This is a genomic window from Micromonospora sp. U56, assembly GCF_018070095.1.
Lineage (GTDB): Bacteria > Actinomycetota > Actinomycetes > Mycobacteriales > Micromonosporaceae > Micromonospora > Micromonospora purpureochromogenes.
This window is the reverse complement of record NZ_JAGPYL010000177.1, coordinates 1-10,056: the sequence shown is the minus strand read 5'-3', so window position 1 is coordinate 10,056 and position 10,056 is coordinate 1. Positions and strand designations below refer to the sequence as shown.

9 protein-coding genes and 1 pseudogene are annotated in these 10,056 nt (G+C 76.3%); 5 read left to right on the top strand and 5 right to left on the bottom strand.

The genetic code is table 11. From position 1 onward, the window contains the following. From KBX37_RS31990 to KBX37_RS31975, 4 genes and pseudogenes are all read left to right on the top strand, one after another. Positions 1 to 310, top strand: a pseudogene (locus KBX37_RS31990) (hypothetical protein); the annotation flags it as partial. Next, positions 307 to 1,773 (top strand): NADH-quinone oxidoreductase subunit NuoF family protein, encoded by a 1,467-nt coding sequence (locus KBX37_RS31985; RefSeq protein WP_210779573.1) that lies wholly within the window; start codon positions 307 to 309, stop codon positions 1,771 to 1,773. The pseudogene KBX37_RS31990 and the gene KBX37_RS31985, both read left to right, overlap by 4 nt. Positions 1,774 to 1,798: 25 nt before the next feature. Beyond that, on the top strand, positions 1,799 to 2,419 hold the full coding sequence (locus KBX37_RS31980; protein ID WP_210779572.1) for a redoxin domain-containing protein: 621 nt from the start codon (positions 1,799 to 1,801) through the stop codon (positions 2,417 to 2,419). Next, positions 2,416 to 3,360 (top strand): cytochrome c biogenesis protein CcdA, encoded by a 945-nt coding sequence (locus tag KBX37_RS31975; protein WP_210779575.1) that lies wholly within the window; start codon positions 2,416 to 2,418, stop codon positions 3,358 to 3,360. Before KBX37_RS31980 ends, KBX37_RS31975 begins: the two co-directional genes overlap by 4 nt. On the opposite strand, the gene serS is transcribed toward KBX37_RS31975, so the two are convergent. From serS to KBX37_RS31950, 5 genes are all read right to left on the bottom strand, one after another. Continuing rightward, positions 3,344 to 4,630 (bottom strand): serine--tRNA ligase, encoded by a 1,287-nt coding sequence (gene serS, locus KBX37_RS31970; protein WP_210779571.1) that lies wholly within the window; start codon positions 4,628 to 4,630, stop codon positions 3,344 to 3,346. The two genes, KBX37_RS31975 and serS, sit on opposite strands and share 17 nt — an antisense overlap. A gap of 123 nt (positions 4,631 to 4,753) precedes the next feature. Further along, positions 4,754 to 5,836, bottom strand: a complete 1,083-nt coding sequence (locus tag KBX37_RS31965; RefSeq protein ID WP_210779574.1) for a MerR family transcriptional regulator — start codon at positions 5,834 to 5,836, stop codon at positions 4,754 to 4,756. A gap of 69 nt (positions 5,837 to 5,905) precedes the next feature. Continuing rightward, a complete protein-coding gene (locus KBX37_RS31960; protein ID WP_210779570.1) occupies positions 5,906 to 7,087 on the bottom strand; it encodes a trans-acting enoyl reductase family protein in 1,182 nt (393 codons plus the stop codon). Positions 7,088 to 7,117: 30 nt separating this feature from the next. Next, positions 7,118 to 8,290 (bottom strand): zinc-dependent alcohol dehydrogenase, encoded by a 1,173-nt coding sequence (locus tag KBX37_RS31955; protein WP_210779569.1) that lies wholly within the window; start codon positions 8,288 to 8,290, stop codon positions 7,118 to 7,120. Then, the gene (locus KBX37_RS31950) at positions 8,287 to 8,727 is read right to left on the bottom strand and encodes a hypothetical protein (protein WP_210779568.1); all 441 of its coding nucleotides are present in this window, start codon (positions 8,725 to 8,727) and stop codon (positions 8,287 to 8,289) included. Before KBX37_RS31950 ends, KBX37_RS31955 begins: the two co-directional genes overlap by 4 nt. 82 nt (positions 8,728 to 8,809) lie before the next feature. On the opposite strand from KBX37_RS31950, the gene KBX37_RS31945 reads away from it, so the two are divergent. Then, positions 8,810 to 10,056: AAA family ATPase (locus tag KBX37_RS31945; RefSeq protein WP_374103933.1), on the top strand; the 1,247-nt coding region annotated here is incomplete at its 3' end.

The window sequence follows — 10,056 nt, the reverse complement described above, 5'->3', positions numbered from 1 at the left end:
GCCGTGGGACAGCCCGCGTCGGTGGGAGAACTCGCTGCCGGTGTCCGCCGAGCCCATCTCCGCCATGCCGCGCAGCGGCGCCGGCCGGCACAGCGTCGACCACGAGGTGCCGGAGGAGCCGGACTACTGGCGGCCGCCGGCCCGGTACGTCGCGGACGAGGTGCCCGTCGACGAGACCCCCACCCTGGTCGACCTGGCCTCCCGTCGTGCCCTGAAGGCCACCGGCGACAGCCGCCGGCGCCGCCGGCGGGCCGACGCGGACGCGGTGGACGGGGCGTACTGGGCCGGGCTGCGGGGTGAGGCGAAGTGATGCGGACCAAGGTGCCGCCGGTGGCGTGCGTCGGCGAGCCCCGGCTCACCGCCGGGTTCGCCGAGTTCGGCCGGCTCGACCTGGTCGCCCACGAGCAGGTGCACGGCCCGATCGGCCCGATGGAGCCGGCGAACCTGCTCCGGCTGGCCGAGAGCATGCAGCTCAAGGGCAAGGGGGGTGCGGGTTTCCCGTTCGCCCGCAAGCTCACGGCGGTGCTGGAGTCCTGCGAGCGGCAGGACCTGCCCGCCGTGGTGGTGGTCAACGCCAGCGAGGGCGAGCCGGCGAGCTGGAAGGACAAGGTCCTGCTCACCCGGGCGCCGCACCTGATCCTCGACGGGGCCGCGCTGGCCGCGTACGCGCTGGACGCCGAGGAGATCGTGCTCGGGGTGGCCGACGACGGGGTGGGTCGGGACTCGATCACCCAGGCTCTCCAGGAGCGCCGGATGCCGGTGCCGACCAGCATCGTCACCGTGCCGCACCGGTTCATCTCCGGCGAGGGCGGTGCGCTGGTCAACGGGATCAACGGCCTGCCGCACATCCCGCCCGGCACCAAGAAGCGCTCCAGCGACTCCGGGGTGAACAACCTGCCCACCCTGCTCTCCAACGCCGAGACGTACGCGCAGCTCGCGGTCGCCGCCCGGCTCGGCCCGTACGAGTACGCGGCGCTCGGCACCGACGACGAGCCGGGCACGGTGCTGCTCACCGTGACCGGCGCGGCGCAGCGTCCGGCCGTGGTCGAGTGCGCCGCCGGCACCCCGCTGCGGGAGATCCTCGACCTGTGCGAGGTGCCGGACTCACCGGGCATCCTGATGGGGGGCTACCACGGCAAGTGGATCACCCAGGAGGCCGCGGACCGGGCGGAGGTGTCCCGCCGGGGGCTCACCAGGGTCGGCGGCACCCTCGGCGCCGGCATCGTCGTGCCGCTGGGCAGCGACACCTGCCCGCTCGGCGAGGCCGCCCAGGTGGTCCGCTACCTCGCCGGCGAGTCCGCCGGCCAGTGCGGACCGTGCAAGATGGGGCTGCCCGACCTGGCCCGCGCCGTCGACCTGGCGGTCTCCGGCAGCGCGCCGGTGGAGGTCGTCCGGGCCGCCGCCGGCGACGTCAAGGGCCGCGGGGCGTGCAGCCACCCCGACGGTACGGCCCGCTTCGCGCTCTCGGCGATGGAGGTCTTCGCCGAGGATCTGCGCCTGCACACCACCGGGGACGGCTGCGGCCGACGGGTCAAGGGCGTGCTGGGGCTGCCCGGCGCGCCCGACGCCAACCCGCAGAAGCTGACCCTCGACTGGTCCCGCTGCGACGGGCACGGGCTCTGCGCGCACGTCGTGCCCGACTTCATCCGGCTGGACGCCAACGGATACCCCGCCTTCCCGTCCACCCCCGTGCCGACCTGGCTCCGGGAGGGCGCCCTGAAGGCGGTCAAGGTCTGCCCCGAGCTCGCACTGCGCCTCGCCAGGGCCGAATAGCAGCACCACCGAGAGGAGACGCGCCATGCGGTCGTACCCGAGGAGCGGACCGGGTGGACGACCCGCCGTGGGCCGGCTCGCCGCCGTCGGCGTCGTGCTGGTCGGCGCGCTGCTCGCCGCCGGCGGCTGCGCGGTCGGCCCGGACCCGGCCGGACCGCCCGCCGAGGTCGCCGTGCCGGCGGCCACCGCGTCGCCGCTGCCCGTCGGCTCCGGTCCGGCGAGCCCGTCGGCCCCGGCCCGGGTGCCGGACACGCTGCGTTTCACCGCGAAGACCCTCGACGGTACGGCGTTCTCGGCTGCCGAGCTGGCCGGCCGGCCGGTGGTGCTCTGGTTCTGGGCGCCCTGGTGCGCCACCTGCGCCAGCCAGGCGTGGACGGTGGCCGAGATCGCGCCGAAGTACCGGGACACCGTGCCGATCGTCGGGGTGGCCGGCCTGGGCGAGCAGCGGGCGATGAAGGACTTCGTCACGGAGTCCGACCTGGCCGGCACGCTCCAGCTCGACGACCGGGCCGGGGCGCTGTGGCGCCGCTTCGAGGTGGTCGAGCAGAGCACGTTCCTGGTGATCGACCGGGACGGGAAGGTCGTGCACCAGGGCTTCCTGGACGGTGAGGACCTGACCCGCCGGGTCGCCGCGCTGGCCGGCTGATGGAGACGCCGCTGCTGCTCGCGCTGACCGCCGGCATGCTCGGGGCGGTCAACCCGTGCGGCTTCGCGATGCTGCCGGCGTACCTGTCGCTGCTGGTCGCCGGCGCGGGCGACGGGCCTGGCCCGGTCCGCCGCGCGCTCACCGCCGCCACCGGCCTGACCTGCGGGTACGTCGTGGTGTTCGGCGCCTTCGGGCTGGCCGTGGCGCCGCTGGCCGGCTGGCTGCGCCCCCGGCTGCCCTGGCTCACGGTGACCCTCGGGCTGGGCCTGCTGGCCCTCGGCTGCTGGCTGCTCGCCGGCCGCCGGCTGCCCGCCACGGGCGCGGGCATCGGCCGGGCGCCCCGGCTGACCCGCTCCTGGGCGTCCATGGCGCTGTTCGGGATGGCGTACGCGCTGGCCTCGCTGACCTGCACCATCGCCCCGTTCCTGGCGATCGTGGTGACCAGCCTCCAGGCCGGCTCCACGCTGCACGGGCTGGCGCTCTTCGTCGCGTACGCGGTCGGGATGGGGCTGGTGGCCACGGTGGCCGCGCTGGGCGTGGCGCTGCTGCGTGGCGCGGTGGTGGCCCGGCTGCGCGCCGCCGGCGCCTGGGTGCCCCGGCTCAGCGGGGTGGTGCTGCTCCTCGCCGGGAGCTACGTCGCCTGGTACGGCTGGTACGAGGTCCGGCTGGCGCAGGGCCGGCGCGACGCGTTCGGCGATCCGGTGGTGGTGGGCGCGGCGCGGGCCCAGCGGGCGCTGGTCACCGCGCTGGACGCGGTCGGCCCGGCGGTGCTCGCGGCGCTGCTGGTCGGCCTGCTGGCGGCGGCGGTGCTGTCCCGCCGCCGCGCCCGCCCCGGGGTGGCGTCGTCGGTGCCGGCCGCCGAGCCGGTCCCGGAAGACGGACGGCGGGGACCGGGAGACCCGATCCCCGCCGACGCTCAGGCGGTCAGCGGACCGGCGTGAGCCGGTCGGTGCCGAGCCGGTCGCGGAGCACCTCGGGCAGCAGCACCGAGCCGTCGGGCTGCTGGAACTGCTCCAGGATGGCCGGGAAGAGCCGGCTGGTGGCCAGCGCCGACCCGTTGAGGGTGTGCACGAAGCGGGTCTGCTTGCCGCCCGGCTCGCGGTAGCGGATGGCCGCCCGGCGGGCCTGGTAGTCGCCGGCCCAGGAGACCGACGACACCTCCTTGTACCTGCCGGTGCTCGGCATCCAGACCTCGATGTCGAGGGTCTTCTTCATCGCCGCGCTGGCGTCGCCGGCCGAGAGCAGGCTGCGCTGGTAGTGCAGGCCCAGCTTCTCGACCAGGCGCTCGGCGTGGGTGAGCATCTCCTCCAGCGCCGTGTCGGCCTGCTCCGGCAGGCAGAACTGGAAGATCTCCACCTTGTTGAACTGGTGGCCCCGCACGGTGCCGCGCTCGTCGGAGTGCGAGCCGGCGGCCTCGCGCCGGTAGCACGGGGTGTAGGCGAACGCCTTCAACGGCAGCTTCCCGGTGTCCAGGATCTCGTCCTGGTACGCCCCGAGGATCGCCGTCTCCGAGGTGGGCAGCAGGAACTGCCCGCGCGGGGCCGACTCCCGGTCCAGGTGGTAGACGTCGTCGTAGAACTTGGGGAACTGGCCGGCGGCGAAGCCGGCGGTGTCCAGCAGCAGGTGCGGCGGGAGCAGGAACTCGTAGCCGGCCTTGACGTGCTCGTCGATGAACCAGCTGATCAGCGCCCACTCCAGCCGGGCGCCGATGCCGGTGTACATCCAGAAGCCGGAACCGCCGAGCTTGACCCCGCGCTCGTGGTCGACCAGGCCCAGCAGCCGGCTCAGCTCGATGTGGTCGCGGACCTTCTCGATGGCCGGCGGCGCGCCGTAGGTCTTCACCACCCGGTTGGCTTCCTTGCCGCCGGGCAGCACGTCATCGGCGGGCAGGTTGGGCAGCTCGCTCATCGTGCCGCGCAGTCGGGCCTGCACCTCGTCCAGCTCGGACTCCAGCTCCGCGAGCTGCTTGCGCCCGGACTCCGGCGCGGAGACCTCCGGCTCGGCGCCGGCACGCTTCGCCGCCGCGTACGCCCGCGCCTCCGCCTTGCGGCGCTGCCGCTCGCCGTCGATCTCGCTGATCAGCGCGCGGCGTTCCTGGTCGAGCCGCTGGATCTCGTCCAGGACCCGGTTGACCTCGGCGGGATCCAGTCGCTTCGCCAGCGCGGTCGCCACCGCCTCGCGATCCTTCCGGATCAACTCCATGTCGAGCATGCTGCTCCGTACGCCTCCGTCCGGGATGTCAGGTGAGACCCCCAGATGCTACCGTCGCGCCTTTCCGCCCCCGGTACGGCCCGACGAGCCGCCGCCCGACGGGTGGTGCGGCGGGAGTTTCAGTCAGAGGCGGATCGGCATCAGGATCGAGAAGGCGTCCTCGTCGTCGAGGCGGCGGATGGCCAGCGGGGCGATCGGGCCGTCCAGCTCCAGCACCAGCTGCGGACCGCCCGCGGCGTCCAGCGCGTCGAGCAGGTAGTCGCCGTTCACGCCGACCCGCAGCTCCCCGGAGTCCGCGGTGAGGTCGTCCGGGCCGAGCAGGCGCAGCCCGTCGGACTCGTCGAGGCCGAGCACGGTCACCGCCAGCGGCACGCCGTCGCGGTCGCGAGTGACGGTGGGCGCGTCGCCGTCGCGCAGCGCCGCGCGCAGGGCGGGCACGTCCACCGGGATCCGCCGGGCGGGGGCGTCGCCGGCCGCCCGGTGCAGCAGCCGGCGGTAGTCGGGAAAGTCGTACGGCAGGGCGGTCGCGGTGACCGCGCGGCCCGCCACGGAAATCGTCACGTCGGGGCCGGCCAGGGTCAGGTGCGCCTCGGGGGTCACCCCGGCGCCGGTGTCCAGCAGGGCGCGGACCTCGTCCACCGCGTCGACCGGGAGCAGGGCGCGCACCGCGGGGCCGTCCACCCTGCCCGGGGTACGCGCCAGCGCCAGGCGGTGCCGGTCGGTGGCGACCAGCCGTACGCCGTCGGCCTCCACGTCGAGCAGCACGCCGGAGAGCACCGGCAGCTCCGGGTCGGCGCTGACGGCGAAGCGGACGGCGTCGACGGCGGCGGCCAGGTCGACGCGGGACAGCACGATACGGGTGGTCATCGGAGTCTCCTCGGGATCGAGCAGGACGCGGATCCGGGAGAGTTCCCTGCGGGCATCGGCGAGGCCGTCCTCCAGCCGGCGCAGGTGCGCGTCGAGCAGCCGCCCGACCACCGCCGGCTCGGCCCGGTGGCGCAGCGCCTCGGCGATGCCCGCCACCGGCATGCCGACCCGGCGCAGGCCGGCGACCAGCCGGGCCGGGGCCACCTGCTCGTCGGTGTACCACCGGTAGCCGGTCACCGGGTCCACCCGCGCCGGGGCCAGCACCCCGCAGCGGTCGTAGAACCGCAGGGCGCTGACCGTCAGGCCGCTGGCCCGGGCCAGCTCGCCGATGCTGCGCAGCTCGCTCTCCACGACGGTGATCCTGTCGCCTCAACCAGGTCGAGGGTCAAGCGGCGGGGCGGCCGGCGCTCACCGCGGCGCGTCCAGCACCCGGAAGGTGATGCCGGCCTTGACCAGCCGGTCCAGCAGCGCGTCGCCCATCGCGGTCACCGGGGTGACCTGCCCGGCGGTGGCCGGCAGCTCGTCGCAGGCCAGGCAGAGCGCCGACTCGGCGAGCATCTTCGCCGTCTCGTCGTAGCCGGGGTCGCCGCCGGAGACCTCGGTCAGCACCCGCCGGCCCCCGCCGGAGCCGAGGAAGCGCACCCGGAACCAGGACTTCGCCCGCTGCTCGGCGGTCGGCCCCTGCCCGGAGGCGAGCCGGCCGAGCAGCCAGCGCCGGGTCGGCGGCAGCTTCACCAGGCCGATCAGGCCGGCGAACCCGACCCCACTGACCAGCACCGTGGGCAGTCGTTTCACCGCGGCGAAGTGCCGGTACCGGAAGTCCGGGCCGTACTCCGGGCGGGCCGCCGCGGACCGGCGGACCACCTGCGGGTCGATGGTGGGCAGCGGCACCGCCCACGTGCCGATCTTTTTCGACCGGCCCACCCGGCCCGGCACCGCGCGGACCCGCCGGCCCTCGGGCCGGGGCTCGACGGCCTTGCGCTCCTTCGCCGCCCGGCTCGTCTCGCCGGTGCGGGAGAACGCGGTCAGCGCCGAGTGGTACGTGCCGGCGGAGAACCGCGCGCCCGCCCGGACGAAGCCGTCCACCGTGATCGGCGCGTCCGACGGGAGCTGCTTCACGGTGTACCAGACGCCCAGATCGTGCGGGATCGAGTCGAAGCCGCAGGCGTGCACCAGCCGCGCCCCGGTGCGCACCGCCTCGGCGTGGTGTCGCACGTACATTCGGTCGACGAACTCCGGCTCGCCGGTGATGTCCAGGTAGTCGGTGCCGGCGGCGGCGCACGCGGCCACCAGTGGCTCCCCGTGGTGGACGAACGGGCCGACGGTGCTGGCCACCACCCGGGCGCTCTCGGCGACCGCCCGCAGCGAGGCGGCGTCGGTGACGTCGGCGGTGAGCAGCGGCAGCTCCGCCAGCGCCGCGTCGATGTCGGCCAGCCGGTCGCGGACCGCCGCCAGCTTGGCCGGGTTGCGGCCGGCGAGGGCCCAGCGCAGCCCGGCGGGGGCGTGCCGGGCCAGGTACTCGGCGGTCAGGCCACCGGTGAAGCCGGTCGCACCGAACAGGACGAGGTCGTACGGGCGGTCGTCAGGCATCCGCCGAGTCTGCCATCCGTGCGGGCCTTTTCACCCCTCCGGCGTGAAGACGGTCCGGACGCAGCCGTCGGCCCGGTCCCGGAACAGCGCGTACCCGGCCGGGCCCTGCTCGAGCGGGAACCGGTGGGTGGCCAGGTGTTCGGTGCGCAGCTCGTCGCGGGCCATCCGGTCCAGCAGCATGGGAATCCACCGCTGCCCGTGCTGGCGGGCGCTGCGCAGGGTGAGCCCCTTGTTCATCACCGCGCCGAGCGGGAAGGTGTGGACGAAGCCGGTGAAGGTGCCGGAGACGAAGACGGTGCCGCCCTTGCGGCAGGCGTGCACCGCCTCCCGCACCGCGAGCGGGTCCTCGCCGTCGCCCCGGTGGCCGGTGAGCCGGGCGGCCAGCGACCCGGGCGTCCCGCCGCCGTCGGCTGCGCCGACCGCCTCCACGCAGACGTCCGGGCCGCGCCCGCCGCTGCGTTCGCGCAGCTCCGCGGGGACGTCGGTCAGGTCGTAGTTGAGCGTCTCCGCGCCGGTGTGCCGCTCGGCCATCCGCAGCCGCTCCGGATGCCGGTCGATCACGATCACCCGGTCCGCGCCGAGCAGCGTCGCCGCCTGCGCGGTCAACTGGCCCACCGCGCCCGCGCCCCACACCGCGACGACGTCGCCGGGGCCCACCTCGCCCAGCTCCGCGCCCATCCAGCCGGCCGGGGCCGCGTCCGAGGCGAACACCGCCCGGTCGTCGCTGACCGGGTCGGGCACGGTGAACGCGCCGACGTCGGCGTACGGCACCCGGACGTACTCGGCGTGGCTGCCGGCGAAGCCGCCCAGCGCCCCGGGCTGGCCGTAGCAGCCGGCGGTGGGCTGACCCCACGCCGACTCGGTGACGGCCGGGGCGGTGCCGGAGTTGTCGCAGCAGGAGTGCAGCCCCTGCCGGCAGTACCAGCAGCTGCCGCAGGCCACCGCCGCGCTGACCACCACCCGGTCGCCGACCCGGTGCCGGCGCACCTCCGGGCCGACCTCGGCCACCTCGCCGACGAACTCGTGCCCCAGCACGTCCCCGGCGGCGACGAAGGGCAGCCGGCCGCCGAGCAGCGGCAGGTCCGCCCCGCAGGTGGCGCTGCGCCGGACGCGGACGATCATGTCGTGCGCGTTGCGCAGCTCCGGGTCGGGCACCTGGCGTACCGCCAGCGAGTCCACGCCCTCCCAGCAGAGCGCCCTCACCCCGGCACCGCCGGCCGGTCCACCGCCGAACGGTCCGCGCGCAGCACCTCGCCGGTCTCGGTGAGCTGCTTGACCCGGCGCAGCACGTCCCGCAGGAACAGGCCCGGGTCGTCACCGACCAGGTGCGCCGCCATTCCGGGCAGGGTCGCCACCCCGCCGAGCGGCCGGGCGGCCAGCTCGCTGCCGCGCCCGCCGGGGGCCGGGCGCAGGCGCAGCTCCACCGCGCCGTCCAGCGGGCGCAGCGGCTCCGGCCACCGTCCGCCGGGCAGCACCGCCGCGGGCGGGCGGTCCACCGTCACCACCTGCCAGCGGCCGGGTCGCGGGTCGGCCCCGGCCGCGCGGGGCCAGCGTCCCCGCCGGGGTACGACCAGCGCACGAAGTGCCACCCCGCCGGCGACCGCCGCGAGGGTGAGCCCGCCGAGGACCCGCCGTCCCATCCGTACCACCTGTCCCTCCGGTCTCCGGGCCGGTTGCGGTACGGGCGACCGGTCACGCGCGGCCGGTCGCCCGCGTACGCCGATGGTCGGTCCGGCCCGGGTGAGCTGTGCTCCCCCCGAAGGGGTGAACCCGCCCCGGCCGGGTAAGCGCCGCCGACCGGGGGAGGAACGCGTCGACGGGGGTGGGTGCATGCCGCAGCCGCAGGTCAGCAGCAACGGGATCGCCGAGGCGTCCGCCGGCCCGCCGCCGCTGCTCGCCTCCCGGCTGACCCCGCCCGCGCTGCCCGAGCCGCTGCTGCTGCGGCCCCGGCTGACCGCACGGCTGGACGCCGGCACCGCCGGACCGGTCACCCTGGTCCGCGCCCCGGCCGGCTGGGGCAAGACCACTTTGCTCGCCACCTGGGCGCGCGGCGCGCCCGAGCCCGGGCCGGCGTGGGTCCAGGTGGAGGAGGGGGACACCGGGGAGCGGCTCTGGGCGTACCTGGCGGCGGCGCTGCGCGGGGCGGCGGAGGCGGAGGAGGAACCGGCCGTACCGGTGGCCCCGCCCCGCCCCGACCAGTTGGAGCTGCTCGCCGCCGCCCTGGCCGCCCGGGACCGGCCGGTGCTGCTGGTCCTGGACGACCTGCACCGGGTCACCGACCCGGCCGCGCTGACCGGGTTGGAGTTCCTGCTGCGGCACACCGACGGGCGGCTGCGCCTGGTCGCCGGGGCCCGCACCGAGCTGCCGCTGGCCCTGCACCGGCTGCGGCTGGCCGGCGAGCTGACCGAGCTCGGCCCCGAGGAACTCGCCTTCACCGACGACGAGGTCGCCGACCTGCTGGTCGCGCACGGCGCGCCGCTGCCCGCGACGGCGGTCGCCCGGCTCCGGGAGCGGACCGGCGGCTGGCCGGCCGGGCTGCGGTTCGCCGCGCTGGCGGCCCGGGACCGTCCCGACCCGCAACGGTGGGCCGAGCGGTTCGGCGGCGACCAGCCGGACGTCGCCGCGTACCTGCGGGCGGAGGTGCTGTCCGGGCTGACGCCGGCGGCGCGGGACCTGCTCCTGCGAGCGGCGGTCGCGCCGGCGGTCCGCGCCGACCTCGCCGACGCGCTGACCGGCCGGGGCGACGGTGGGCAGGTGCTGGCCGGGCTGGCCCGCGACGGCGGCTTCCTGCACCGCGACGACAGCGACCCGCCCTGGTACCGGGCCCACCCGCTGCTGGCCGACCTGCTCCGCGAGGAACTCGACGGGCTGGGCGACGACGAGCGGCGCGACCTGCACGTGCGCGCCGCGGGCTGGTACGCCGGCCACGACCGGCCCGCCGAGGCGCTTCGGCACGCGCTGGCCGCGGG

What these genes read in the sequence shown, in the direction of transcription:
- KBX37_RS31980 (WP_210779572.1), top strand. Translation starts at nt 1,799, where the DNA reads ATGCGGTCGTACCCGAGGAGCGGACCGGGTGGACGACCCGCCGTGGGC.
- serS (WP_210779571.1), bottom strand. Translation starts at nt 4,630, where the DNA reads ATGCTCGACATGGAGTTGATCCGGAAGGATCGCGAGGCGGTGGCGACC.
- KBX37_RS31960 (WP_210779570.1), bottom strand. Translation starts at nt 7,087, where the DNA reads ATGCCTGACGACCGCCCGTACGACCTCGTCCTGTTCGGTGCGACCGGC.
- KBX37_RS31950 (WP_210779568.1), bottom strand. Translation starts at nt 8,727, where the DNA reads ATGGGACGGCGGGTCCTCGGCGGGCTCACCCTCGCGGCGGTCGCCGGC.